Raw genomic sequence first — 25,620 nt, 5'->3', positions numbered from 1 at the left:
ATCAGTCTGGCAGCGGGCGGTGGCAGCCGTCGACGGCGACTGCGGCGACCGGCCAGCGCCGCATGACGAGCTGGCGGGCCATCCGGGCGTCGGACGCCACGTAGTCGCGGATCTGGTCGCTCGCGAGGAGGTGCAGCCGGCTGCGCTCGACCTCGACCGGGCGGAGGCCGACGAGGCGGGCCAGCGGCTTCAGCCCGCACGGGAGCCCCAGGCTGCGGCCGACGTCGGCCCGGTAGAGGCGGTAGCCGTCGAGGTGGTCGTGGTGGTGCCACCGGCCGCGGAACGCGTCGGGTTCGGCGGCCATCAGCGGTTCCTGCCAGAGCTCGAGCCCGAGGGCCACGCCCACGATCGCGGCGCGGCGGGCCAGGAAGGGGAGGTCGAACCCGGCGCCGTTCCAGGTGACGACCACGCCGGGCGGCAGCGAGGCCAGCAGCTCGTCGGTGCGGGCGAGGATCGACGGTTCGTCGCCCAGCAGGACGTGGTCCTCGTCGGGGGTGGCGACGGCGACCGCGACGACGGGGGAGACCGCCGGGTCGAGCCCGTCGACCGACGTGTCGGTCTCGATGTCCAGTCCGTACAGCGGCACGTCGGCCGCCGGTGGGGCGACGGGCGGTGGGGCGGCGGGCGGTGACGCGGGGTCGAGCTGCAGGGCCACGTGGCGATCGTACGCAGGGGCACCGACAGTCGGGACGACCGCGGGTGCACCGGGCGTCGCACGTGCGGTGCTCACGGGCACGCGGATCGGAATGGCCGACCGGGCCGGCGGGGTACGGTCCGGCGTGGCCCCCGCCGCCGGTCGTGCCGGCTCCTGCGTGTTCTGCGAGATCGTCGAGGGCACCGCGCCCGCCCAGGTCGTGTTCGCCGACGACGTCGTCGTGGCGTTCCTCGACCGCACGCCGCTGTTCCCGGGCCACACGCTGGTGGTGCCCCGCGCCCACGTCGTCACGCTGCCCGACCTCCCGGCCGAGCTGGTCGGCCCCTACTTCGAGCGGGTGCAGGCGGCGTCGCGGGCCGTGCAGGCCGGCATGGCCGCGGCCGGGACGTTCGTCGCGATGAACAACACCGTGTCGCAGTCGGTGCCGCACCTCCACACCCACGTCGTCCCGAGGAACCCGAAGGACGGGCTCAGGGGCTTCTTCTGGCCGCGGCGCAAGTACGCCGACGATGCGGAGATGGCCGAGGCGGCCGAGCGCGTCCGCGACGCGTGGGCGTGACCGCGACCCGGCCCGGGGCGGCTGGTCGCCGCCGGTAGGCTGGAGCGTCCCCCGAACGGAGCCCGAGCACGCGTGTCACGCCACCTGATCACCAGCGCCCTGCCGTACATCAACGGCGTCAAGCACCTCGGGAACCTCGTCGGGTCGATGCTCCCGGCGGACGTGCACGCGCGGTACCTCCGGGCCGCGGGCCACGACGTCCTCTTCATCTGCGCGACCGACGAGCACGGCACGCCGGCCGAGCTCGCCGCACGGGAGGCGGGGCTCGACGTGGCCCAGTTCTGCGCCGAGCAGCACGAGGTGCAGAAGGACCTGTGCCAGCGGTTCCAGCTGAGCTTCGACCACTTCGGTCGGACGTCGCGACCGCAGAACCACCGCCTGACCGACCACTTCGCCCGCCGGCTCAAGGCCGAGGGCTTCACCGAGGTCCGGACGACCGAGCAGGTGTACTCGGTGGCCGACGGGCGCTTCCTGCCCGACCGCTACGTCGTCGGCACGTGCCCGAACTGCGGCTACGACCGGGCCCGGGGCGACCAGTGCGAGAACTGCGGCAAGCAGCTCGAGCCCACCGACCTCATCGAACCCCGGAGCGCCGTCTCGGGCTCGACCGACCTCGAGATCCGCTCGAGCTCGCACGTCTTCCTCCTGCAGTCGCGGCTGGCGGAGCGCATCCGCGCCTGGATCGACACCAAGGAGGACTGGCCGCAGCTCACCCGGTCGATCGCGTACAAGTGGCTCGACGAGGGCCTCGAGGACCGGGGCATCACGCGCGACCTCGACTGGGGCATCCCCGTCGACCCCGACGACTTCCCCGAGGTGGCGGGCAAGGTCTGGTACGTGTGGTTCGACGCGCCGATCGGCTACCTCGGCGCCACGCGCGAGTGGGCCGACGACCGGACGACGCCCGAGCAGGCGGGCGCCCTGTTCGACAGCTGGTGGCGCACCGATCGCGGCGCCACGGACGTCACCTACACCGAGTTCATGGGCAAGGACAACGTGCCCTTCCACACGCTGTCGTTCCCGGCGACGATCCTCGGCTCCGGCGAGGACTGGAAGCTCGTCGACCGCCTCAAGTCGTTCAACTGGCTGAACTACTACGGCGGCAAGTTCTCCACGACCGACCACCGCGGCGTGTTCATGTCCGACGCGCTCGAGCTGCTGCCCGCCGACTACTGGCGCTGGTACCTCATGGCCAACGCCCCCGAGTCCGACGACACGAGCTTCACGTGGGAGCTGTTCGGCGAGGCGATCAACAAGGACCTCGTCGGCACGTTCGGCAACTTCGTCAACCGGACCGTGACCCAGGTCGTGCGGCACTTCGGGGAGCAGGTGCCCGAGGGCGGCGAGCCCGGCGACGAGGAGGCCGAGCTCGCAGCCCGGGTCGAGGCCCGCCTGACCGAGTACGTCGGGCACCTCGACGCGCTCGAGTTCCGCAAGGCCGCCGCCGCGCTCAGGGCGCTCTGGGCCGAGGGCAACGTCTACCTGGAGAACCGCGAGCCCTGGAAGACGGTCAAGGTCGATCGCGACCGCACGGCCTGCACGCTGCGCACGGCGCTCGGGCTCGTGCTCGTCCACTCGGTCGCGTCGAGCCCGTTCGTCCCCGCCACCGCGGATCGGCTGCGCGACGCCTTCCCCGACGTGGTCGAGGTCCCGCTCTGCCTCGACAGCGGGCTCGGCGCCGCGGCCGCCGAGGTGCTCCGCCCTGGCGCCACGCTCGTCCCCCCGCCGCTGCTGTTCCGCAAGCTGGACGCCGAGGAGCTCGACGCGTGGGAGCAGCGCTTCGGCGGCGCCGAGTCGGCTCCGACGCCCGTCCCCGAGGGGTGAGAGACCCCACACGCGGCCGTCCACGCGCAAGGATGGCGCCGTGAGATCGTTCCTGGGCCGGATGCGGACCCAGTCGGTGCGCGTGCTGATGCTCGCCGGACTGCTCCTCCTGAGCGGCGCCGCGATCGGGCTGGCCGCGGCGTTCCCGCTCACGTTCATCAGCTACGACGAGTCCGAGGCGACCCGCATCGACCAGACGCGCCTCGCCGGACAGGTCGACGTCGACCTGGCGCTCGTGACGCTCGAGGACCTGCCCAGGGGGTGGGAGCCCGGCGACGCTGCGCTCGGCCCGTTCGGCATCTTCAACAGCGAGTTCTGCGGCGAGCAGATCGACACGCCGACGCCGCTGTCCGAGGTCCACACGGCCGTCTTCAAGGACCCGACCAACGACTCGGTGCTGATCGCCCAGGCGCTGCACGTGGACAAGTGGCAGTCGGCGCAGTCCTACGTCAACGACGTCGGCGACGCGCTCGACGAGTGCGACCAGTTCTACCGGAGCGGCCCCGCCGGCCAGACGAAGGTGGCGATCAAGGGCGCCCGCGAGGCGCCGCTCATCGCCAACGACTTCGTCGCCCGCAGCTACGTCGCCGAGGAGGGCGACGGCGTGCAGGAGTGGGCGATCTTCCAGGTCGGCGACGTCGTGATCTCGGTGCTGTACTCCGGCCCGACGGCGCCCGAGGCCCCGTTCCTGAACGGCGTCATCCGCAACGTCCTGTCGAGGATCGACCCCGAGGACTTCCCCCGGGCCGGCGCGAGCACCGACAACGCGCTCGACGGCGCGGTCACGCCGAGCTCCACGCCCAGCACGATCGACAGCGGCGCGGCCGACGAGACCGAGGGCGGGACCGGCACCGAGGCACCGCCGGACCCCGGCGTCACGACCTCGGTCGTGACCGAGGGCGGGGACTGACCCGAGTGCGGCGCTCGGTCCCGTGAGCGGTCCGGCCGACCTCCTCGACGACCTCCGGCGCGACCTGCTCGACGAGGTGGCGGCGCTCGCCGCGGTGGTCGACCCGCTCGAGGTCCCGGCGCTGTCCCTGCCGACGCCCGCCGAGGGATGGGACGTCGGCGACCAGCTCTCGCACCTCGCCGCCTTCGACGAGCACGCCGTGATGGCGATCACCGACCCGCAGCGCTTCAGCGTGCAGTTCGACCTCGCGCTGGCGGGGGGCGACGACCCGATCGTCGCCGCGACCGAGCGCGGACGGCTGCTCGGGCCCGAGGAGTCGCGCGAGTGGTGGCACCGCGCCGCCGAGGAGCTCGAGGTCGCGGCGGCGGGCCTGCGGCCGGGGGAGCGCGTCCCGTGGTTCGGCCCCGACATGGGCGCGGTGTCGTTCCTGACCGCCCGGCTCATGGAGACGTGGGCCCACGGCCAGGACGTGCGCGACGCCGTCGGGGCGCCGCCCGAGGTGTCGCCTCGGCTCCGCCACGTCGCCGATCTCGGCGTGCGGGCCCGGCCCTACAGCTACCGGGTGCGCGGGATGGCCGTGCCCGACGCCCCGCTGCGCGTCGAGCTCGACGCGCCCGACGGCACGGTGTGGTCCTGGGGTCCCGAGGGCGCGGCCGACACCGTCCGTGGCGACGCGGTCGAGCTGTGCCTGCTCGTCACCCAGCGCCGCCACCGAGACGACGTCGTGCTCGAGGTCGTCGGCCCGGCCGCCGAGGAGTGGGTCGGCATCGCGCAGGCCTTCGCCGGCGGCCCCGGACCGGGCCGCGCCCCGCTCGCCTGACCGTCCCGCCGCTCGTTCCCCCTGCTCTGTCACGGCTGGCGGTGCCGTTCGGTACCGCCAGCCGTGACAGAGCAGGGAGATGGGGTCAGAGCTGGTCGACGATGAGCCGGAACGGCTCGGCCAGCCCGACCCCGGCCCACGCTCCCGGCCCCGCCAGCCGGCGGCGCTCACGCTCGCGCCACGCCTCCATCGGGTCGACGCCGTCGGCGACCTTGTAGAGGTGCGTGGTCGCGATCTGGCTCGCGAAGGCCTCGAGCGCCCGCAGGCGCGTGGCGTGGTCCTCCTCGGCGGCGGCCTCGGCGTGGTTGGCGACGTCGGGCTCGAAGAGCAGCAGCGCGTCGGGGCGGTGCGGTTCGAGGCCCTCGTCGAGCTGCTCGCGGTGGAAGCCCGGGTCGCGGGCGGCGACGATCCCCTCGACGCAGAGCCGGCCGGCGGCCGCGTGGTCTGGGTGGAGCCGGTAGCGCTTCCACGGGTCGTGGCCGATCACCACCTCCGGACGCAGCCGCCGGATGACCGCGGCGACCTGCCCGCGGGCCTCGCTGGAGGTCGGCAGCTCGCCGTCGACCCAGTCGAGGAACACCGGCTCGCCCGCGCCGAGCGCCGCGGCCGCGGCCCGCTGCTCGACCTGTCGCTCCTCGACCAGCTCGGCCGGGTCCTTGTCGGGGTCCCACGTGCCCTTGGCGCCGTCGGTGAGGACGAGGTGGCGGACCTCGCACCCCTGGCGGGCCCACTTCGCCATCGTGGCGCCGGCCTGGAACTCGGCGTCGTCGGGGTGGGCGACGATCACGAGGGCGCGCTCCGGCACCGCGAGGTCGACTGTCGTGGGTCCGCCCGGCGCGAGCGGGTCGACGTCGTCGCTCACGCCGTGCCGCCCAGGGGCACGCGGCCGAGGTGCTCGGGCGGGCGGAGGTCGTCGGGCTCGTCGACGTCCCAGCCGAGCACCTCGGACTCGACGACCCGCACCGGCAGGCCGAGGCGCTCGGCCTCGGCGCGGTGAGCGGCCAGCGAGCCCGCTCCGTAGCGGAAGCCGAAGCCGCGACCGGTCGGCACCGACGCGACGTTCGTGCCGTCGTGGCGGCGGTCGGGGACGAGCGCCACGGCGTCGCCGTCGACGTCGGCCAGCGCCGACAACCCGGTGGCGAACGGCAGGTCGGCGTGCGCGACCACGACCCGACGCACACCCGCGCCGGCCAGCCGGCGGACCCCCTCGTCGACCGCGCCGTTGAGCCCGAGCCCCTCGGTCCACAGCACGGTCGCGCCGACGGCCTGCGCCCACGACGCGACGTCGCGGTCGTCGCACACGACCACGACCGGCAGCGGCGCTGCGGCCGCCACCACCACCTCGGCCATCGAGCGCGCCAGCGCGGCGCGGGTCGGGGCGTCGAGCACCCCGGCGAGCCGGCCCTTCGCGGCCGCGAACGACTTCACCGGCACGAGCACGACGGCACGCTCCGACGGCAGACGCGGCTCGCCCGTCGTGGGGTCGTCGGAGGTCCCGGCCATCGGCGCAGCGTACGACGGGTCCACCGAATAGGTTGGCGGCCATGCGGATCCGCGTGGCCGTCGTCGGTGGTGGTTCGTGGGGGACGACGGTGGCGCACCTGGCGTCGCAGCAGGTCCCCACCGTGCTGTGGGCGCGGCGCGACGAGCTCGCCGACGAGATCAACTCGAAGCACACCAACGAGCGCTACCTGCCCGGGTTCCACCTGCACCCCGAGCTCCGCGCCACCGCCGACCTCGCCGATGCCGTCGAGCGCGCCGACGTCCTGGTGATGGGCGTGCCCTCGCAGGGGTTCCGCTCGGCGCTGGAGCGCTGCGCCCAGCACGTGCGGGCCTGGGTGCCGGTCCTGTCGCTGACCAAGGGCCTCGAGCAGGGCACCCGGCTGCGCATGACGCAGGTGATCAACGAGGTCCTGCCGGGCCACCCCGCCGCCGTGCTCACCGGCCCCAACCTGGCCAAGGAGATCCTCGTCGGCGACGCCGCCGCGGCGGTGATCGCGACGCCCGACCTCATCGTCGCCAACCAGCTCCAGCGGATCTTCCACCAGAACCTGTTCCGGGTGTACGTGAACCCCGACGTCGTCGGCTGCGAGGTGGCCGGCGCGCTCAAGAACGTGATCGCCATCGCCGCGGGCATGGCCGACGGCCTCGGCGCGGGCGACAACACCAAGGCGGCCGTGATCACCCGCGGCCTCGCCGAGCTGTCCCGACTGGGCGAGGCGATGGGCGGGCAGTTCGCCACCTTCTCGGGGCTCGCGGGCATGGGCGACCTCATCGCCACGTGCATGTCGAGCCAGAGCCGGAACCGGTACGTGGGGGAGCAGCTCGGGCGCGGCCACACGATCGAGGAGGTCATCGCCGACATGAACATGGTCGCCGAGGGCGTGAAGACCTCGAAGGTGGTCATGGAGCTGTCGTCGGAGTACGGCGTCGAGCTGCCGATCTGCGCCGAGGTCCACGCCGTCTGCCACGAGGGCGCCACCGCCCAGGACGCCTACCGGGGCCTCATCCGGGGCCAGGCCGGCGGCGTCGAGCACCACAGCCTCGCCTACTGACACGCCATCCGTCCGGCCGGCGCCGTCCCGTGCGCCGGGGCCGCTGCGGGGTCGGCGGGGTCGGCCGCGTAACGTTCGGGTCACCATGACCGAGCCCGACCCGACCGATCCGACCTCCGACCCGCCGGCCCCCGCCGCCGACCAGCCGGTGCGGCCGCGGGCGCTGCACCGGGCCGCCGTGCGGGGCGCCGAGGAGCCGGAGCGGGCGTGGACGCCGCTCGGCACCCTCGACTCGGGTGTGCTGGCCCACGTCGACGAGGCCGGGTCGGTCCAGCTGCTCGGCAGCCGCTGGTCGCTCGACTGGTGGGTCGGTGCCGAGGACCGCTGGCACCACCCGTCCCGCGAGGCGTCGGTCCGCCAGCGCACGGTCGGCGACGCCCCGGTCGTCGAGACGGCGCTCCGGGTGCCCGGCGGCGACGTCGTGGCCCGCGCCTACGGCGTGCAGGCCCACGCCGGCGACTGGCGCGGCCCCGCCGTGGTCGTCGAGGTCGAGAACCGCACCGCCGTGCCGGTCGCGCTGGCGGTCGTGCTCCGCCCGCTGTCGCTCGACGGCGAGGGCCACCTGCGCTCGGTGCGCTCCGAGGGCCCGACCGTCGAGGTCGACGGCGCCCGCCTGCTCCTGGCCCGCGAGCCGGCCCGGGTCGTCGCCGGCGCGCTCGACCAGGCCGCCCCGAGGCTCGCCGCGGGCGACGACTCGTCCGGGCCGCTGCAGGCCGAGCGGTCCGGCGGCGACCTCGAAGCCGCGGTCGTGCTGCCGCTCACGCACACCGCGATCGCTCGCGTGCTGCTCCCCGTGACGACGGCGGACCGGCGCGACGCCCCCGTCCCGACCGGGCCCTGGGAGGCGCCCGACGCCGAGGCCGTGGCCAAGGGGTGGTCGGTCCACGGCGGAGACGAGCTGCGCATCGTCGTCCCCGAGGACGCGTGGGACGACGCCGTCGCCTGGGCCGGTGCGCTGCTGCGGCTGGCGGGTCCCGACGAGGTCGGCGCCGCCCTCGACCGCCGCCGGGTCGCGCCGTTCGGTCCGTGCGCCGCGGTCCGCACCGCCGAGGTCACCGAGGCGATGGCCAGGCTCGGGGCGAGCGACGCCCTGGTGCCGGTCGCCCGCGGCCTGGCCGACGCCCAGCGGCTCGGCGGCGACGTGCGGCTCGGCGACCGCACCGACGGCACGGTCGCGCTCCTCCACGCGATCGCCGGCGTGCTGGCCGAGACCACCGATCCCGAGGGCCCGGCGGCCGAGGAGCTGGTCGCCCCCGCCGCGGTCGCCGTCCGCCGGCTCCGCAAGGGCAAGGCCCTCGCCGACGGCGGGCACGAGGGCCTCACCGGTTCGGCCGTCCGGGCACTGCGCTCGATCGCGCCGGCGCTCGTCGGCGTCGGCCAGCCCGAGGTGGCCGAGGACGCGCTCGCGGTCGCGGCGCAGCTGGCGCCCGACGACCAGCCTTCGCGCGTCCGTCGCGTCGACGAGACGACGGTCGGCGTGCGGTCGCCGCTCGAGGTGGCGCTGTCGGCCCGGGCGCTCGTGCTCGGGCGTGCCGGCGGCGACGCCGTCGCCGCCGTGCGGGCGTGCTGGGCGGGCGCCGTCGGCCGCGGGCGCTCCGACGCCGAGTCGCGCCGCACCGAGGACGGCCCGAGCGTCCCGATCGGCGTGCTCGGCTTCGACGTCGCCGAGCTGGCCGCCCGGACCAACGCGCTGCTCGACGTGCTCGTGACCGCCGGTGGATCGGGCCCGGCGCTGCTGCCCTCGTTCGACCCGGGCTGGGCCGGCCAGCCGGTCGAGGCGCACGCGGTGCGCACCCCGTGGGGTGCGACGTCGTTCGCCGTGCGCTGGCACGGCGCCCGCCCGGCCGTCTTGTGGGAGATCGAGCCCGCCGACGGCGAGGACGTGACCGTGACCGCGCCCGGCCCCGACCCGGCGTGGCGGGGCAGCGGCCGGGTGGGTGAGGCGCTGCTCGCCGAGCCCGCCGGGGTCCTGGCCGCTCACGCCGACGAACCGGCCCACGACCAGGAGCACGGTCACGATCACGCGCCCGGTGCCGGCGGTGGTCCGGGCGGTGCCGCCGACTCCGGCGGTGCTGGCGGCGGGCTGCCCGGGGAAGGGGAGTCCTTCGGATGAGAGAGGCGGTCCGATGAGGTCGAAGCGCATGCGCCCCGTCGTGCTCGTCGTCGCCATGGCCTGCGCGCTGGCGCTGCTCGGCGGTTGCACGCCCGAGCAGTTCCAGCGCTGGTGGGTCGGGCGCGGCAACCCGCCGCTGCAGGAGCCGCAGCTGTCGGCGATGGCCCGCGCCGCCACCGACTACTGGGCCGAGGTCGCCCGCAAGAACCGCTTCTGGGCCGGCGTCTTCCCGATCGACGCCGACCTCGCCGCCCGGATGACGCCGTCGTCGTGGCGGCCGGGCTGCCCGGTCCCGCTCCGCGACCTCCGCTACATCCGGGCGACCTACATGGGATTCGACGGCGGCGAGCACATGGGCGAGATCGTCGTCCACGCCGATGCCGTCCAGGTCACCGTCGCCCTGCTCAAGGGCATGTGGGAGGAGCGGTTCCCGCTGGAGCGGATGCAGCTGATCGACGACTACGGCGGCAGCGACGACGCGTCGATCGCGGCGAACAACACCTCGGCGTTCAACTGCCGCGCCGTGACCGGCGGGACCGGCTGGTCGGTCCACGCGTTCGGCCGGGCGATCGACATCAACCCCGTGCAGAACCCGTACGTCACCGGGTCGACCGTGCTCCCGGCCGCCGGTCGGGCCTACCTCGACCGCCGCGCCGTGCGTCCCGGCATGATCGTGCCCGGCGACGTCGTGTGGCGGACCGTGCGGTTCGTCGGCTGGGGCTGGGGTGGCGACTGGTCGTCGCTCAAGGACTACCAGCACGTGTCCTCGAACGGCCGCTGACCGGATCCGGTCGGGCGGCCGCGCCCACATCCAGCGCGGCTTTGGCGGCGGGAACGGTCGTCAGACGACGGATCGCGCCGCCAAACGCGGTTTGCAGTGGGGTGGCGGTGGCGGTGGCGGGGCGCCGAGCGGTCAGGCGGCGGTGACGGTGACCGGGAGTGCGTCGAGCCCGCGCAGCGTGAAGCTCGGCCGGTAGTGCAGCCGGCCGTCGGTCAGCGCGGCCGTGTCGAGCTGCACGTCGGCGAACGAGTCGAGCAGCGCGCCGAACGCGATCTCGCCCTCGGCCCGGGCGAGGTGGGCGCCGAGGCAGTGGTGGGCGCCCCAACCGAAGCTCAGGGGCGGCGGCGCGTCGCCCTCGTGGAACCGGCCGACGTCGAAGCGACCGGGGTCCGGGTAGACCCGCTCGTCGTGGTTGCCCGAGCCCTGAAGGACGATGAACGAGGCGCCCCGGGGCCGGACCTCGCCGAACAGCTCGATCTCCTCGAGCGCCACGCGGTTGTTCAGCTGCACGGGTGAGTCGGCGCGGAGGATCTCCCACATCGCCGACGGCAGGAGCGACCGGTCGGCCCGCAGGCGGGCCATCTCGTCGGGGTTGGCGAGCAGCAGCCGCAAGCCGTTGCCGATCAGGTTCGACGTCGTCTCGAACCCCGCGGCGTAGAGCAGCAGCGTGTTGCTCAGCAGCTCCTGGTGCGACAGGCGGTCACCGGCCTCCTCGACCTGGATCAGCGCGCTGAGGAGCCGGTCGTCGGGGTTCGCCCGCTTCTCCTCGATCATCCCGTTGAAGTAGTCGATGAGCTCGATCCCGGCCTGGGCGGCGCGATCGAGCGCCTCGTCGTCCGCGGCGGCGTCGATGAAGGCGGTGACGTCGCGCACGAGCGGCCGGATGTGCTCGTTGCCCTCCCGGGGCACGCCGAGGAGCTCGCTGATGACGGCGACGGGGAACGGGATCGCGAGCTCGGCCATCACGTCGCCGCCGCCGGCGTCGGCGACCCGGTCGAGCACCGGCGTCAACAGCTCCTCGATCTGCGGGCGCAGCTCCTCGACGCGCTTCGGCGTGAACGCCCGGCTGACCAGCCCGCGGATGCGGGTGTGGTCCGGCGGGTTCAGGAACAGCATGCTGGCGCTGCGGTCCTCGTCGACCTCGCGCGCCCGGCCGCTCAACGTGACCGGCAGGTCCATGTCGGCCTCGGGGCGGCCCATGCGCGGGTGGCGCAGGACCTCGAGGCAGTCGTGGTAGCCGGCGAGCCCCATGTCGCCGAACGACGTGCTCCACCGGCCGCCGCCGGCCCGCAGGCGCGCGTACGCCGCGTAGGGGTCCTGGCGACCCTCGTCGGTCAGCACGGTCGAGGCCAGGAGCCCGTCGGCCTCCTGGTCGGTCAGCGGGACCACATCGGTCGACATGGGCACAGTCTGCACCCGGGTCCCGTGCCGCCGCTCGCCGTCGGGACCGCCGCCGTCCCGAGGCGTCGTCAGCCCGGCGTGGCAGCCCGCCCGAGCCGCGGCCAGCCGCCCCGCTGCGCGGCGCGGCGCGCACCCGCGAGCAGGCCCTCCGCCTCGGCCGCGGCGCCGGGGTCGCCGGTGCGGCCGAGCGCGTCCGCGAGGTCGACGTCGCACCAGCGGGCCCACAGCTCGAGCCCGGCGCGGCGGGCGAGCGTGCCGGCGGCTCGCAGCAGCCGGACGGCCTGGTCGACGTCGCCGGCCATCAGCGCCACCCGGGCGCGGTGGCGGTCGGTCGGCCCGAGGTGCATCACGACCGACGCGAACAGCAGCATCGTCGAGGCGTGCGCGCCGAGCGCCCGGTCGACCCGTTCGGCCAGCGCCGCGGGCACGCCCGAACCGACCGACCACGACAGGTCGACGGCGTGGGCGACGAGCGGCGCGAAGGTCCAGATCTCGTCGTCGAGCTCGGCCAGCCCGTCCCAGGTCGACTCGAGGCACGACCGCGCCGCGTCGAGGTCGCCCTGCTCGACGTGGCACATCCCGGTGAAGCAGTCGAGGGAGGGGTGGTCGTAGGTGGACGACAGCGCCTGCAGCGCCGGCAGCAACTCGGCGGCCCGTTGCTGCTCGCGGCGGAGCGAGAAGGTGTGCGCGACGCCGGTGACCAGGTGGACGGGGTCACCGGTCGCCATCGCCCGCCCGACCGCCTCTTCGACCACCGAGTCGGCCCGGTGCGCGGGCTCGTTCCACGTGGCGCAGAGCGATCCGACCAGGTCGGCGACGAGGGCCATGTCGGGCCGGCCGAGCAGGTCGCCGTCGGCGCGGACGGCGTCGAGGTCGTCGCCGGTGACGGGGTAGCCGGCGCGGAGCCGGGCGGCGAGCAGCAGCAGGCGCGCGATCGCCGCTCCCACCGCATCGCCGCGCTCCTCCATGCGGCGGACCAGCCGCGGACCCCGCCGGACGCACCCCGCCGGCTCGGGTCCGTGCTCGACCTCGAAGCGGTAGCGGCAGACCTCGACGATCGCGTCCATCGACGGCTCGCGGGTGCCGATCTCCTCGACGACGGCGAGGTGCGCCGCGGCGAGCCGCGGGTCGCGGGTCGAGTAGAGGTGGAAGGCGAGCGAGGCGAGCCGGCCGGTGCGGACGTCGTCGCCCTCGAGCGCCGACAGCCCACGACCGATCAGGTCCTCGAACACCTCGAGGTCGGGCCCCTGCTGCGGCTGGCCCGTCCGGGCCACGCCGTCGAGGGCGTCGGTGACCACGTCCCAACGGCCCTCGTCGGCGGCGCCGCGGCAGGCGTCGATCAGGACCCTCCGGCCGTCGGGGAGGCGCCCGAGCGACACGAGCGCCGAGCCGAGCGCCTGCGCCGGCGCGGCGGGCGCGACCTCGAGCCGGGCGTGGATCCCCAGCGCCGTGCCCGCCCACCGGGTCGCGTCGTCGGCGGCGCCGGAGTCGAGCGCGGCTCGCGTCCCGTCGACGAGCAGCTCGAACTGCTCGACCGGTTCGAGCTGGTCGCCGACGTGCTCGGCGTGGCGGGCCGCGGCGACCGCCTCGCCGAACTCGGCGTGGGCGCGCACGAGCGCCAGCCGGCCCGCGGTCACGGCGCTGACGCCCATCTGGCCGACGAAGTAGCTGCGGATCAGCTCGTGCGGGAACGACAGCGTCCCGTCGACGCCGAGCACCAGCGCGCCGGACCCGACCGCGACGTCGACCTGCTCGCCGGCCGCGATCGGGTCGAGCTCCAGCGCGGCGGCGACCACCGGGAGCCGGGCCGCGGCGCCGTCGAGCGCGGCCATGCGGACGAGCCGCCCGACGTGGTCGGGGAGCGGCCCGAAGCGGAGGTCGAACACGCGCCGCAGCCGGTCGGGCACCTCGTCGCCGAGCGACGTGCCGCGCTCGCACACGAGCATCGAGAGCTCGACGCCGACGATCGGGACGCCGCCGGCGGCGGCGACCACGTCGTCGACCCACTCGGCCGGCACGCCGTGGGTGGCGACCAGCTGGTGCATCTCGGCGTCGCCGAGCCGGTCGACCTCGACGACCTCGACGCGGGGGTGGTCGAGCACCGAGCGCAGCCAGTCGTCCTGGAGGGTCGCCTCGGGTCGACTCGACACCACGACCGACAGCGGTCGGTCACCGAAGTTGCTGAGGAGGTCGTCGAGGGCCCGCCGGGTCAGCCGGTCGGCCCAGTGCACGTCCTCGACGACGACGAGCAGCGGTCCCTCGTCGAGGAGCGCCTCGACGGCGGCGTGGATGGCGGTCACGACGCGATGCTCGATGAGCCCGAGCAGGTCGGGATCGAAGCCGAGGCCGGGGGTCACGAGGCGGTGGAGGTCCGCCCCCGCCGCGCCGAGGCGGGCCAGGCCGTCGGCGTGGATCGCAGCGGCGATCGGTGCGACCAGCGTCGCCGACACCGACGCGGACCCCGGCATGCACGATCCCACGACGACGCGCTGGTGGGACGACGCCGCGGCCGCCGTGCGGCGCACCAGCGTGGTCTTGCCGATCCCCGCGGCACCGACGACGAGCACGGCGGTCGCCCGCCCGCGGGCCCGGGCCACCGCATCGCCGAGGAGGCGCAGCTGGTCCTTGCGGCCGAGCACCGCGACGCCGACGTCGGTCGAGCGGCGGCCGGCACCGCTCCCCACGTCGTCGAGGACCTGGAGCTCGGCCGCCCGCAGCTCCGGACCGGGATCGATGCCGAGCTCGTCGCGCAGCAGCCGGTCGACGCGGCGGAAGGCGTGGAGCGCGTCCCGGCGCCGGCCGCTCAGGTGCAGCACGTCGATGAGGCGGGCCCACCGCACCTCGCAGTACGGGGTCTCGGTGGTCATGGCCTCGAGCGCGGCGATGGCGCGGTGGAGGTCGCCCGCCTCGACGAGCAGGTCGGCCCGCAGGTCCTCGGCCGCCCACCGCGACTCCACGAGCGTCGTCCGGCGCTCCTCGGCGAACGGCGCGTCGAGGTCGGCGAACGGCGCGCCTCGCCACAGCGTGAGCGCGTCGTCGAGGGTGGCGACCGCCAGCGCCGCGCCGGCCGGTCCGCCCTCACCGGCCTCGTGCTGGGCCCTGGCCTGCAGCACCAGCTCGGCGAAGCGGTCGACATCGGTCGCCGGCGGGCGGTGCAGCACGTAGGAGCCGTGGACGTGGTCGATCGTCGTGCCGAGCGGTTCGAGCACGCGCCGCAGGCGCGACACCAACGTGGCGAGCGACCGGTGCGCCCGGTCCCCAGCCTCGGGTCCCCACACGTCCGTCAGCAGCCGGTCCACCTCGAGCGGTCGGCCGGTGTGCAGCACGAGGTCGGTCAGCACCGCGCGCTGCACGGGGCCGCCCAGCGGGAGCGCGCGCGTCCCCACCCGCAGCGCGACCGGGCCCAGGAGCAGGAGCGACGCGCGCTCCGCCCCGGCGCCCAGCAGTCGGACGTCCTCGGCCGATGTCGACACGGCCCTCCCTTCCTCGCCGGTGCCACGGGAGGGCGGCGCCGACGTTCCCGCCCCTGATCGTGGTCCCGTGGCGACCCGGTGTCCAGGGTCCCGTTGACCCGCTGTTGACACCCGGACATCAGAGTCATGGTGACGGCGGTGGAGCTGCACGAGGGCTCGGTCGCCAGATGCGGTGCCGTGGTGGGCACCCGTCCGCCGGACCGGGAGCGGGAGAGGCACAGGTCCCCGACCTGTGGCGGTTTCCTGATCCGGGAGAACGAACGCCCACCGCGGCTCCGCCGGACCCCACCCCGCAACTGGACCGTGACCCGTCGCCCCCGGGAGAGCGGTCGGCCGGGGTCTCGTGACGGCTCTGATCGGGCCCGTCCGGAGCGCCCAGCCCCGGCCGGGTCCGATCCGCCCGTCCCGCCTGCCGGGACGGCGATGCCGGTGGTCGTCGGGTCGGTCGGGATCGGGCTCGCCGTCGGAGGACGCCGGTCAGTCGAGCCGGACGGTGACGATCCGGTGCGGGTCGACCTCGAGCACGCCGGTGAACGTGTCGAGCTCGCGGCCGCGCAGGTCGACGACCGCGCCGGTCCGGCCGGGCAGCGCGAGCACCGCGCCGTGGTCGCCGGTGGCGTGGGCCCGCACGACGAGCCGGCCGTCGGTGTCCTGCAGCACGGCGTCGACGTCGAGCGCACCGGACCGCACGCCGCGGCCGTCGTCGCCGTCCACCTGCAGTCGGGAGCCCCGGTCGCCCAGGTCGCCGCCACCGGGCGCGACGGCGGGCAGCAGCGGGTTCCACACGTGATCGGCGAGGGCGTGCGGATCGACGACGTCGTCGCCGTCGAGGCGGATGGCGTAGCGCAGCGACAGCGGGCGCAGCGCCTGGGCGCCCTCGAGCCGGTCGAACGGTCCGGCGGGCTGGGGCCGCGACGGCATCGGGCCCCGGGACAGCCAGCCGGTGGCGCGCACGAGCGTGAGGGCCAGCGCATGGGCGGTGGTGCCCTCGGGCGGGGCGACGCCGAGCGCCGCACCCTGCTCGGCGGTCATGCCGGTCGTGTCGGGCACGATCGTGCCGTCGGGTGCAGTCAGCCCGACGAGCTCGTACTCGCACAGGCCCTCGTGCGTGACGGTCAGGCCGCCGGCCTGGACGAAGCGCCGCGACGGGAAGGTCGGCACCCCCCACTCGTTCGGTCCGCCCTCGATCCACAGCGGGCGCTCGACGACGGCGTACGCGTCCTCGGCCCGGCTCGAGGCGGCGGGTCCGGGCAGCGGCAGGTGGACGCGGAGGCGGTGGTCCCGGGCCCGCTGGTCCCACGAGGTGGTCACCCGGACGGTCGGGTCGTCGGCGCGCACCTCGACCGTGGTCGTGAACACCTGGGTGACCTCGCCGACGCGCCGGTAGGTCTCGCCGCCGGCCCATCCGGTCGTCATCCCCTCCTGGCCGTCGATCGCGCAGCGCTCGGGGATCACGTACGTCGATCGGACCACCAGCCGGCCGCGGATCGGACCGGCCTCGGTCCTCGTGACCTCGACCGACGTCGGGGCGTCGACCACCACGTCGACCTCGGGCGGGCACCAGTTGTACGTGTCGCCGGCGTCGCCGTCGTCGACGAGGCGCCCGAAGCCGGCGACCCCGTCGACGCTGAACGTGCCGTCGGTCGGGTCGGCGACGACGGTGACCAGCCCGTTGGCCAGGCCGAGCTCGCCCTCGGCGGAAACCGGGTGCGCCGGCTCCACCGGCTCCCACCGGGCCCAGCCGTACCCCGGCACGTCGGCGGCCAGGGCCAGCACGTGGCGCGACGGGTCGCGCCGGTGCACCACGAGCCGGAGCGCCAGCTCGGGGTCCTCGGTCGCCCGCTGGCCGACGAGCGCGAGGGCGTCGGCGGGCGTGACCGCGTCGTCCGCGTGGTCGGCCAGGAGGTGGGCGGTGATCGTGGCACCCGAGGCGGCGCCGTCGTCCTCGATGCGGATCGAGCGCGTGTCGGGGTGCTCGGCCAGCGCGGCCAGGGCCAGGCGCATGGGCGCCTCGTCGCCGACGGCCCCGTCGATCTCCTCGACCGCCGGCACCGCCGCGAGGACCTGGACGGCCGGGTGCTCGACGGGCTCGCCGTCGGCCGGGCCGGGGATGTCGATCTCGACCACGTCGGTGCGGGGGCGGGCCGTGGCGTTGAGCACGACCACGCCCGGCGACGCCATGCGGGCCGCCGCGGCCTCGACCGCCCGATCGGCGACGCCCTGGGCGAGGCGGGTCGACTCGGCGTAGCGGTGCAGCACGGCGTCGACCACCTCGTCGTGGCTGCACGCGCAGATCGAGTCGTGCGCCGCGTTCCGGATGACGTCGAGCCACGCCGCGTCGAACACCGGCAGCCACCGCTCGGGCTCGCCGAGCCAGAGCGCGGCCAGCGGCTCGGCCACCCGCTCGAGCGTCCGCTCGGCTCGCGCCGCGGCCTGCTTGACGTCGACCCGGTTCGAGGCGACGCCCATGAGGACGTTGGCCCGGAGGCCCGAGCGCATCTCGCCGTGGAGCTCGGGCAGGTGCCCGGTCGGGGCGTCGGCCAGGTGCTCGGCGAGCGATCGGATCGTGAGCTCGTAGGCGTCGCCCTCGGTGCGGGCCGCCTCGCGCTCGTTCAGCTCGGCGATCACCGCGCTGAGGTGCGCGGGCGGCACCTCGTGGTCCATGCCCGCCATCAGCAGGAGCGGGTCACCGACGAGCGGCCCCTGCAGGAGCCGGAAGATCTCGATCTTCTCGCGCACGGCGCCGGCGTCGTGGGGCAGCTCGGACCCGTTGCCGTAGCCCGCCGGCAGGTACTCGGCCCGGACACGGGAGCCGTCGGGGGCGATCCACCAGAACTGCGGGCCGTCGATGCTCGACGGCACGCCCCGCCACACCACGGCGTCGGTGAAGCCGAACTGGACGAGCAGCTGGGGCATCTGGGCGATGTGGCCGAACATGTCGGGCAGGTAGCCGACCGGCATGGCGCCGCCGAACGCCTCGGCCTTGCGCAGCCCGAGCTGCAGGTTGCGGACGTGGGTCTCGCCCGAGACGAGGAACTCGTCGGGCAGGACGTACCAGGGGCCCATCGACAGCCGGCCTTGGGCGGCCAGCGACCGCAGGCGGCCGGCCTCGTCGGGGCGCAGCCCGAGGTAGTCGTCGACGACGGCCATCTGCCCGTCGAGCTGGAAGTGCGCGAACCCGGTGTCGGCCTCGAGGCGGGGGAGCAGCTCGTCGAGCAGGTCCACCAGCCGGAGCCGGAACGTCGGGTACGGCGAGTACCACTCGCGGTCCCAGTGCGTGTGCGGGACCACGTCCACTCGGCGGACGGTGCGGGCGGCGCCGGCGTCCGACGCGGCGGGACCGGGGGAGGGCACGCTGGCGAGGTCGGTCATGGCCGAAGCGTACCGACCGCCCCGGTCGGGGGACCGGTGGGGCGGGAGGCGCCGGATCGCTCCGGCGGATGTCGTCCGTCGATCGGGCGGTGCGTCGCCCGTCGAGGGTGTGGTCGCCGCTCGGGCGGTGTGGTCGCCGCTCGGGCGGTGTGGTCGCCGCTCAGGCGGTGTGGTCGCCGCTCAGGCGGTGCGGCCGAGCGGGCGGAGCTGCTCGCGTGGGAACCACGCCGGCAGCACCGTGCCGTCGGACTGCCGGCGGAGGAGATAGCCCTCCTCGGCGACGTCCGCGACGGTGAAGCCCGTGGTCCACCGCTGGTCGAAGCGGCTCCGGACCTCGACCGTGGTCCCGGCGTCGATCGGGACCTCGATCCCGATGCCGGTGCCCTCCTCCATGTCGATCCCCTCCTCCTCGTCGCTGTTCCGCAGCGCTGGCCGGGCGCCGGCCCGGTGGGTCCCGACGACGACGATCGTGGGTCGCCGGACGGGTGCGTCGGTCAGCATGTCGCGTCCCCCCATTCTTCGGTCAGGCGGGGGCCCGAACTCAAGCACCCTCCCCGACATTTCCCTCAGGTGCGGCGGAGTTCACGTGGACGAAACCCTGCGTCCCCCGACGCCCCCCTTCACCCCCACGGTCGGCCGCCGATCACCGATCGTGAGCGATCTCGTGCCGCCGGCCGCGCACTATGTTCGGGCCCATGGCCGGACGTCGCCGCGGACCGACCCTCGCGGTCGAGAAGGAGCTCTGGGACGGCGGCCACGAGGTCGTCGTCGGCGTCGACGAGGTCGGCCGCGGCGCCTGGGCCGGCCCGCTCACGATCGGTGCCGTCGTGCTCCCCAAGGACCGCCGCGTGTACGGCGTCCGGGACTCGAAGCAGCTCACCGAGGCGCGCCGCGAGCAGCTCTTCGACCGGGTCGGGGAGTGGTGCGTGGCCTGGTCGGTCGGCCACGCCACCCACGAGGAGTGCGACGAGCTCGGCATGTCCGACGCCCAGCGCCTGGCCGCCCGCCGAGCGCTGGACGGGCTCGCGGTCGAGCCCGACAAGGTGCTCGTCGACGGCCGGTGGGACTTCGTCGGCGGCGGCCGCACCCGGATGATCGTGCGGGGCGACGCCACCTGCCTGTCGATCGCGGCGGCGTCGATCCTCGCCAAGGTGACCCGCGACCGGATGATGCGCGAGGGCGCCGACAGCTACCCGGGCTTCGACTTCGACCGCAACAAGGGCTACCCCTGCCCCCGCCACCAGCTCGCCCTGAAGGGCTACGGCCCGACCGCCATCCACCGTCGGACCTGGGCGTTCATGGACGGCACGCCGTGGGGGACCCGCCGACCGGGACACCTCGAGGAGGCGACGCTCTTCTGACCCTGCGGTGCGCGAAGGTGACCGATGAGCGGCCCACCGGACGGAACTGATCGTGGCGGTGTCACCGGTTCGGCGTACGCTTGCAGGAGCAAGAGGCCGCTTGCCCGAGTTGCCCCACCAGTGGGGGAGCGCGGGCCACCCGCCGAGATCCCCAGCCAGAGGCGTCCATCGTGAGTGACAACCCGACACGCGGCATCCGCTTCGGCAGTCCACGCAGCACGCACCTGCACGAGGCCGACGGCACCGGCATGGGCCCGCCCGTCCCCGAGTGGGTCGAGGTGTCCCAGACGCTGGACCGCTGGTTCGCGTTCATCGACATCACCGGGTTCACCGCCTACACCGAGGAGCACGGCACGCAGGCGGCGCTCGAGGTGCTGGCCCGCTTCCGCTCCGCCGTCCGCCAGGTCACCGGCCGCCGTGGCGTGCGGGTCCTGAAGTGGCTGGGCGACGGCGTCATGCTCGTCAGCACGGCGCCCGGCCCGCTGACCGCCGCGGTGTGCGAGATCGCCACCCGCTTCGAGCGCGACCCGTTCGACGTCCACGCCGGCATCGCCGGCGGCAACGTGCTGCTGTTCGAGGGCGACGACTACGTCGGCCCGTCGGCCAACCACGCCGCCCGCCTGTGCGACGCCGCCGGCCCGGGCGAGGTGCTCGCGCTCGACGTCGTGGGGCACCTGCCCGACTGGATCCAGATCGACGACACGGTCGCCGTGCACGCCGACGGCATCGGCGAGATGCGCCCGGCCGTACGGCTGAGCGTCCGCCCCGAGGCGCGCCCCGTCGCGCCCGAATCGGGCGTGGCGTGAGCGGGCCGTCGCCCGCCGGCCCGCAGACCGCCGGCCCGCAGACCGCCGGCCCGGTCGCCGCACCGGTCACCCGCTCCCCGTCGGCGCTGTGGGCGGTCGGGGCGTTCGTGGCCTGGACCCTGTTCGTCTGGATCGGCCGCATCCGCAACGCCCTGACCGACCCCGAGCTGACGGGCTCGGACCGCATCGGCCCGCTCGTGCTCTCGACCGTGTTCGTGGTCGGGGCGATCGTGCTCGGCGCCGTCCTCTACCGGGACCACGTCGCCGCCACGCCCGCCTCGGCGCGCACGCTGCGCCTCGCCGCGAGGGTCGTCGGGGGCTACACGATCGCGGTCTGGGTGGTGCGCGCGGCCGACATCGCGCTGGCCGGCGACCACGAGGCCGCGTTCGTCGCGGTGCACCTCGTCCTGGCCGCGATCTCGATCGGTCTGGCCGTCTGGGCGGCGCTCGCGGCCGACCGTCGGTATGCCCACATAAGTTCGGTCATCGCCTGACACGACGCTCGGGATGGTGCATGATGCGTCCGTGGCTTCGGCCATGGCTGCGTCGTCCTCCCATCCACCCTTCCTCTCCCATGGGCGACGTGACCGAGGGTCGTCCTCCATCGGCAGTGATGGGGCTCGATGTCGGGACGACCCTCGCCCTTTCTCCTCCCTCGCCCCGATGACGGGGACGTCGAGACGCCGGAGACCACCGTGGGCCTGACCTCCGAGCAGCGTGCCGCCCGGCGCCTCGCCGCCGCGCTGGAGCCGGTCGTCGGCCAGGTGTACTTCTCGCCCGAGGCGCACTCGAACTACGAGTCGCTCGGCTTCGATGCCAGCCCGACCACCGTGCGCGGCGTCGCCATGCCCGACGGCCCCGCGTACTTCACGAGCCGGGGGAGCCTCCTCGGCCAGGTGCCCGGATCGGTGGTCGCAGCCGCCTTCGGCGTGTTCAACCCCGAGGTCGTCGACGTCTGCGTCGGGCTGGGCTGGACCCGGACCGACGCCGCCACCATCCGGACGGCCCGCGCCGACGGCGCCGTCGCGCAGCTGCGCCGGATCCTCGGGCCGTCACCCGACGGCGTCGAGCTCGTGGCCGAGGCGCTCGGCCGGGGCGCAGCGGCCGCAGCCGTCGCCGGCCGGCCGCTGGCGGCGGGCGTGCAGGCGCTCGACGTGCCCGACGACCCGCTCGCCGCGGCGTGGCACCACGGCGACCTGCTGCGCGAGCACCGGGGCGACAGCCACACCGCCTCGTGGATCGGCCAGGGGCTGACGGCCACCGAGATCGGCCTGCTCACCGAGCTGTACTGGGGGCTGCCGATGCGCTCCTACAGCCGGACCCGGGCCTGGAGCGAGGCCCAGTTCGACGCCGCCGAGGCGTCGCTGCGCGAGCGGGGGCTGCTCGACGGCGACGGGTTCTCCGAGGCCGGGCGGACGCTGCGGGAGCGGATCGAGGTGACGACCGACGCCCAGGTGCAGCCGGTGCTCGACGCGATCGGGGACGACCTCGGCGCGGTCTGCGACCTGATGGAACCGTGGGGCGCCGCCATCCGCGACGCCCACGGCTACCCGGCCTCCGGTCCCCACGACCTCGCCGCCCGCTGACCGGGCTCCGTACCGCACCGGTCCGGGCCGGCTCCTGACACCACCTGGCGACGGCGGCCCGACCGCCGCCCGACCGCCGCCCGACGGTCGGCAGACGTCACGAGAGCGCGACGGTGTGATCCGCCGGCGCCGGGACGTCGCCGCCCCGCTCCGCTGCCAGCCGGTCCCGCCACCAGGCGATCGTCGCGGCGAGCGCCGTGTCGACGGGCGTGGCGTCCCAGCCGAACGTCTCGGTGAAGTCCTGCGAGTCGAGGACGAACGGCTCGACGAACTGGTAGCGGACCTCCTCGAGCTCGCGCATGAACGGCACGAAGAGCCCGGTGAGGCGGACGGCGACGTGGGGGATGACCCGCACCGGCACCGGCGCCACGCCGGCGAGCTCGCACATCCGGGTCACCATCTGCTGCATCGACCGCGCCGGGGGCGTGGGGACGTGCCAGGCCCGGCCCCACGAGCGGTCGTCGGTGCCGAGCGTGGCCATCGCACGGCCCACGTCGGGGATGTAGGTGAAGCTGTGGGGCTGGGAGGGATCGCCGACGACCTGCGGCCGCTTCCCCGCGAGCAGGGGCGGCACCGTGCGCTCGCCGAGGTAGCCGCCCTCGACGACGAGCGGGCCGTAGAAGTCCGACGCCCGGGCCTCGGTGACCCGGACGCGCCCGGCGCGGTGGCGCTCCATCGCCTGCTCCCACATCTGCGCCCGGACCCGGCCCTTCGTGCCGGTCGTGGCGAGCGGCGTGCGCTCGGTCATCGGTGCGCCCTCGTCGTAGCCGCGCCCGGTCCGGCGCCCGTCGCTCGTGGCGGGGCCGTAGCCGTAGAGGTTGCCCATGATCACGTAGCCGGCGCCGTGGGCCTCGGCCGCGTCGAGCAGGGCGGTGGCCATCGGCGGCCAGTCGGTCACCCACCGGTGGTACTCGGGGTTGAGGCAGTTGTAGATCGTCGTCGCGCCCTCGCTCGCCGCGATGACCGAGGTCGCGTCGGCGGCGTCGACGGTGCGGCCCTCGGTCCGGGCGGCGGCGTCGGCGTCGAGGACGAGGTCGCCGCTGGTGCCACCCGAGCGGGACAGGAACCGGACCCGGTGGCCGGCGTCGAGGAGCGCACGGGCCGTGGCGGTGCCGACCGGGCCCTTGCCGACGACGACGTGGAGCTCGCTCCCTGCGGGGCGGGCGGGGGTGGTGTGCATCGGTGCCTCCGGTGTGGTGTTCGAAACGAGAGCAGTGCTCTCTGTTGCGATCAGTGTCCACCTTGTCGGAACGAAAAGCAAGAGCACCGCTCACATCCGTGTGCAGTGCTCCGATCGATGGCACACTGGCTCGATGGTCGAGCACGCCGGTGACGCCGGATCCGCCCCCGCCGCACGCTCCGCTGCCCGCACGGGCGGGCGCCCGTCCGAGCGCGCGACCGAGCGAGCGGCCGAGCCCGATGCCGGCGCGCCCCGAACAGCGCGGGCCCGGGCCCGCGCCGCGCTGGTGGCCGACATCACGGACCTCGCCCGACGGCAGCTCGCCGAGTCGGGTCCGGCCGGCCTGTCGCTGCGGGCCGTCGCCCGCGAGCTCGGCATGGCGTCGTCGGCCGTCTACCGGTACTTCCCGAGCCGCGACGACCTGCTGACCACGCTGATCATCGACGCCTACGACGCGATCGGCGACGTGGCCGAGCGCGAGGACGCCGCCGCCGTCGCCGCCGGTGCGACACCCGGGGAGCGGTGGCTGCGCACGTGCCGGGCGGTCCGGGCGTGGGCGATCGAGCACCCGCACGAGTGGGCGCTCGTCTACGGCTCGCCGGTCGTCGGCTACGCCGCGCCGGTCGACACCGTGGGCCCCGCCGCTCGGGTGGCGACGACGCTGGCCGGGATCACGATCGCCGCGCTCGCCGAGGGGTCGCTCGAGCCGCCGGCGCAGGACCTCGGCACCGCGTCGCTGCTCGACCCCGGCGTGGTCGAGATCGCCGGCGGGGTGCCGGAGCCGCCGTTCGACGACGTCGTCGGCCGGGCGCTCACGATGTGGGTGTCGCTCATCGGCACGATCAGCTTCGAGCTGTTCGGCCACTTCCACAACGTCGTCACCGACACCGACGAGTGGTTCGACGCGTCGATGGCGATCGCCGCCGAGTCGACCGGGATGCACGTCCCGCGCTGACCCCTCGCCGTCGCGCCAGCGCCCCCGGTTTCTGACGCCGGCCCCGGTTTCTGACGCCATTCCTGCGTCCTGGTGACGCAAGAGCGTCATCAGAACCAGCGATGGGTGCCGGTCAGTCGGGTGAGTTGACCATCGCGGCGGCGGACATCTCGAAGTACTCGCGCATCCGCTGCTCGACCGCCCGGCGCAGGTCGTCGTCGAGCGGCGCCTCGGGGATCGTCTCGGCCAGGGCGGGCTCCATGGCGGCGAGCCAGTGCCGTCGCTCGCGATCGCCGACCACGAACGGGTTGTGGCGCATCCGGAGCCGGGGGTGGCCCCGCTCGTCGGAGTACGTGTTCGGGCCGCCCCAGTACTGGCCGAGGAACAGGGCGAGGCGGCGACGGGCCGGGCCGAGGTCGTCCTGGTCCGGGTACAGCGCCAGCAGGACCTCGTCAGCCTCGACGCGGTCGTAGAAGCGGTCGACGAGGCGGTCGAAGAACGCCTGGCCGCCCACCGCCGAGAAGATCGTGACCTGGTAGGCGTCGTCGTCGCCGTGGCGCTCGGGGTTGCGGCGCGGCGGGCCCTGGACCTGCTGGGTCACCGGTGGGTTCGCAGGGGGTCCGAGCGGCGTGGTGTCGTCCTGGGGCACCGACCCATCGTGGTCCCCGCGACGAGGACCGGCCAAGCCACCCCGGGCGGGTGCCGGAGCCGCTGTGCCGTCGGCGGGCCGAGTCCGCGGGGCAGAGGGCCGGATGCGGGACCCCTTGTGGGCGGCGGCTACGCTCTGCGGCGCTATGGGTCAGCCCGTCACCGTCCTGGAGAAGCCGTCGAGCCGTCCCGGCATCGTGCGGTTCGAGATCAACCGGACCCTCACCGGCATGGGCCACGAGCGCTACCGCGCCGGCCAGGTCGTCGAGGGCGATCGTCCGCCCGACGAGCTGGCCCGCCGGCTCTTCGAGCGCGGTGGCATCGACGCGGTGCACATCAACTCGAACGTGATCACGCTCGACCTCGGCCGAGGTGCGACCACCGACGGCATCGCCGAGATCATCGAGGACCTGTACACGTACTACCGGCCGGGGGTCGAGGTCCCCGATCCGGCGTCCTTCGGCGCTCCCGCCGAGTGATCCCCGGCGGGTGACGCCCGCCCGCTGACCTCCCGCCCGCTGGCCCCCCGCCCGCCGGCCCGGCGATTTCTCCGGTCGGGATCGCGACAACCCTTGTCGCTGTGCACCCCTATATCCCGGCGAGCGTCGCTTGACGGGGCAGAACATGTGTTCGATGCTGGGC

22 protein-coding genes are annotated in these 25,620 nt (G+C 75.0%); 13 read left to right on the top strand and 9 right to left on the bottom strand.

The window, feature by feature from the left end; genetic code table 11:
• Window position 1: 1 nt before the first annotated feature.
• Window positions 2-655 (bottom strand): 3'-5' exonuclease, encoded by a 654-nt coding sequence (locus tag LH044_RS05670; RefSeq protein ID WP_227758829.1) that lies wholly within the window; start codon window positions 653-655, stop codon window positions 2-4.
• A 91-nt stretch (window positions 656-746) separates the two neighbouring features.
• Here LH044_RS05670 and LH044_RS05665 point away from each other — a divergent pair, with 91 nt between their 5' ends.
• The 4 genes from LH044_RS05665 (at window position 747) to LH044_RS05650 (ending at window position 4,768) form a co-directional block, all read left to right on the top strand.
• Window positions 747-1,214, top strand: coding sequence for an HIT family protein (locus LH044_RS05665; protein WP_374210551.1), 468 nt, complete (start codon window positions 747-749; stop codon window positions 1,212-1,214).
• Window positions 1,215-1,286: 72 nt separating this feature from the next.
• Complete coding sequence (metG, locus tag LH044_RS05660) at window positions 1,287-3,038, top strand: methionine--tRNA ligase (protein ID WP_227758827.1); 1,752 nt, start codon at window positions 1,287-1,289, stop codon at window positions 3,036-3,038.
• A 40-nt stretch (window positions 3,039-3,078) separates the two neighbouring features.
• On the top strand, window positions 3,079-3,948 hold the full coding sequence (locus tag LH044_RS05655; protein WP_227758826.1) for a hypothetical protein: 870 nt from the start codon (window positions 3,079-3,081) through the stop codon (window positions 3,946-3,948).
• A gap of 22 nt (window positions 3,949-3,970) precedes the next feature.
• A complete protein-coding gene (locus LH044_RS05650) occupies window positions 3,971-4,768 on the top strand; it encodes a TIGR03084 family metal-binding protein (RefSeq protein WP_227758825.1) in 798 nt (265 codons plus the stop codon).
• Window positions 4,769-4,853: 85 nt separating this feature from the next.
• Here the strand turns inward: LH044_RS05650 and LH044_RS05645 are convergent, their stop codons facing one another.
• Together LH044_RS05645 and cofC are read right to left on the bottom strand one after the other, a co-directional pair.
• A complete protein-coding gene (locus LH044_RS05645; RefSeq protein WP_227758824.1) occupies window positions 4,854-5,630 on the bottom strand; it encodes a PIG-L deacetylase family protein in 777 nt (258 codons plus the stop codon).
• Window positions 5,627-6,271 carry a 2-phospho-L-lactate guanylyltransferase gene (cofC, locus tag LH044_RS05640; protein WP_227758823.1) on the bottom strand — a complete coding sequence of 215 codons (645 nt, stop codon included), beginning with the start codon at window positions 6,269-6,271 and terminating at the stop codon, window positions 5,627-5,629. Before cofC ends, LH044_RS05645 begins: the two co-directional genes overlap by 4 nt.
• 41 nt (window positions 6,272-6,312) lie before the next feature.
• Between cofC and LH044_RS05635 the strand changes: the two genes are divergently transcribed.
• The 3 genes from LH044_RS05635 to LH044_RS05625 all read left to right on the top strand — a co-directional run bounded on the left by LH044_RS05635 (window position 6,313) and on the right by LH044_RS05625 (window position 10,217).
• The gene (locus LH044_RS05635; protein WP_227758822.1) at window positions 6,313-7,323 is read left to right on the top strand and encodes an NAD(P)H-dependent glycerol-3-phosphate dehydrogenase; all 1,011 of its coding nucleotides are present in this window, start codon (window positions 6,313-6,315) and stop codon (window positions 7,321-7,323) included.
• A gap of 85 nt (window positions 7,324-7,408) precedes the next feature.
• On the top strand, window positions 7,409-9,436 hold the full coding sequence (locus tag LH044_RS05630) for a hypothetical protein (protein ID WP_227758821.1): 2,028 nt from the start codon (window positions 7,409-7,411) through the stop codon (window positions 9,434-9,436).
• A gap of 13 nt (window positions 9,437-9,449) precedes the next feature.
• Complete coding sequence (locus LH044_RS05625) at window positions 9,450-10,217, top strand: M15 family metallopeptidase (RefSeq protein ID WP_227758820.1); 768 nt, start codon at window positions 9,450-9,452, stop codon at window positions 10,215-10,217.
• Window positions 10,218-10,349: 132 nt separating this feature from the next.
• Here LH044_RS05625 and LH044_RS05620 read toward each other — a convergent pair whose 3' ends face one another.
• The 4 genes from LH044_RS05620 to LH044_RS05605 form a co-directional block, all read right to left on the bottom strand.
• Window positions 10,350-11,618: a cytochrome P450 gene (locus LH044_RS05620; protein ID WP_227758819.1), complete on the bottom strand. Its 1,269-nt coding sequence runs from the start codon at window positions 11,616-11,618 to the stop codon at window positions 10,350-10,352.
• A gap of 68 nt (window positions 11,619-11,686) precedes the next feature.
• Window positions 11,687-15,091, bottom strand: coding sequence for an ATP-binding protein (locus tag LH044_RS05615; protein ID WP_227758818.1), 3,405 nt, complete (start codon window positions 15,089-15,091; stop codon window positions 11,687-11,689).
• 477 nt (window positions 15,092-15,568) lie between these two features.
• Entirely contained in the window at window positions 15,569-18,463 is a 2,895-nt protein-coding gene (locus LH044_RS05610; RefSeq protein WP_227758817.1) for a glycoside hydrolase family 38 N-terminal domain-containing protein, read from the bottom strand.
• Between the two features lie 180 nt (window positions 18,464-18,643).
• Window positions 18,644-18,964 carry a hypothetical protein gene (locus tag LH044_RS05605; protein WP_227758816.1) on the bottom strand — a complete coding sequence of 107 codons (321 nt, stop codon included), beginning with the start codon at window positions 18,962-18,964 and terminating at the stop codon, window positions 18,644-18,646.
• Between the two features lie 194 nt (window positions 18,965-19,158).
• On the opposite strand from LH044_RS05605, the gene rnhB reads away from it, so the two are divergent.
• The 4 genes from rnhB (at window position 19,159) to LH044_RS05585 (ending at window position 22,216) form a co-directional block, all read left to right on the top strand.
• On the top strand, window positions 19,159-19,824 hold the full coding sequence (gene rnhB, locus LH044_RS05600; RefSeq protein ID WP_227758815.1) for a ribonuclease HII: 666 nt from the start codon (window positions 19,159-19,161) through the stop codon (window positions 19,822-19,824).
• Window positions 19,825-19,994: 170 nt separating this feature from the next.
• Window positions 19,995-20,630, top strand: coding sequence for an adenylate/guanylate cyclase domain-containing protein (locus tag LH044_RS05595; protein ID WP_227758814.1), 636 nt, complete (start codon window positions 19,995-19,997; stop codon window positions 20,628-20,630).
• A complete protein-coding gene (locus tag LH044_RS05590; RefSeq protein ID WP_227758813.1) occupies window positions 20,627-21,124 on the top strand; it encodes a hypothetical protein in 498 nt (165 codons plus the stop codon). Before LH044_RS05595 ends, LH044_RS05590 begins: the two co-directional genes overlap by 4 nt.
• A gap of 201 nt (window positions 21,125-21,325) precedes the next feature.
• Window positions 21,326-22,216 carry an SCO6745 family protein gene (locus LH044_RS05585; protein WP_227758812.1) on the top strand — a complete coding sequence of 297 codons (891 nt, stop codon included), beginning with the start codon at window positions 21,326-21,328 and terminating at the stop codon, window positions 22,214-22,216.
• Between the two features lie 97 nt (window positions 22,217-22,313).
• Here the strand turns inward: LH044_RS05585 and LH044_RS05580 are convergent, their stop codons facing one another.
• On the bottom strand, window positions 22,314-23,396 hold the full coding sequence (locus LH044_RS05580; RefSeq protein ID WP_227758811.1) for an NAD-dependent epimerase/dehydratase family protein: 1,083 nt from the start codon (window positions 23,394-23,396) through the stop codon (window positions 22,314-22,316).
• Between the two features lie 133 nt (window positions 23,397-23,529).
• Here LH044_RS05580 and LH044_RS05575 point away from each other — a divergent pair, with 133 nt between their 5' ends.
• Window positions 23,530-24,351 carry a TetR/AcrR family transcriptional regulator gene (locus LH044_RS05575; protein WP_227758810.1) on the top strand — a complete coding sequence of 274 codons (822 nt, stop codon included), beginning with the start codon at window positions 23,530-23,532 and terminating at the stop codon, window positions 24,349-24,351.
• A 112-nt stretch (window positions 24,352-24,463) separates the two neighbouring features.
• Here LH044_RS05575 and LH044_RS05570 read toward each other — a convergent pair whose 3' ends face one another.
• Window positions 24,464-24,979: a globin domain-containing protein gene (locus LH044_RS05570; RefSeq protein WP_304512042.1), complete on the bottom strand. Its 516-nt coding sequence runs from the start codon at window positions 24,977-24,979 to the stop codon at window positions 24,464-24,466.
• 145 nt (window positions 24,980-25,124) lie between these two features.
• Here LH044_RS05570 and LH044_RS05565 point away from each other — a divergent pair, with 145 nt between their 5' ends.
• Window positions 25,125-25,457 carry a hypothetical protein gene (locus LH044_RS05565; protein ID WP_227758809.1) on the top strand — a complete coding sequence of 111 codons (333 nt, stop codon included), beginning with the start codon at window positions 25,125-25,127 and terminating at the stop codon, window positions 25,455-25,457.
• Window positions 25,458-25,620 lie beyond the last annotated feature (163 nt).

This window comes from Dermatobacter hominis (genome assembly GCF_020715685.1).
Classification (GTDB): Bacteria; Actinomycetota; Acidimicrobiia; order Acidimicrobiales; family Microtrichaceae; genus Dermatobacter; species Dermatobacter hominis.
The sequence above is the reverse complement of the archived record's forward strand: the minus strand, read 5'-3'. Positions and strand labels throughout refer to the sequence as shown.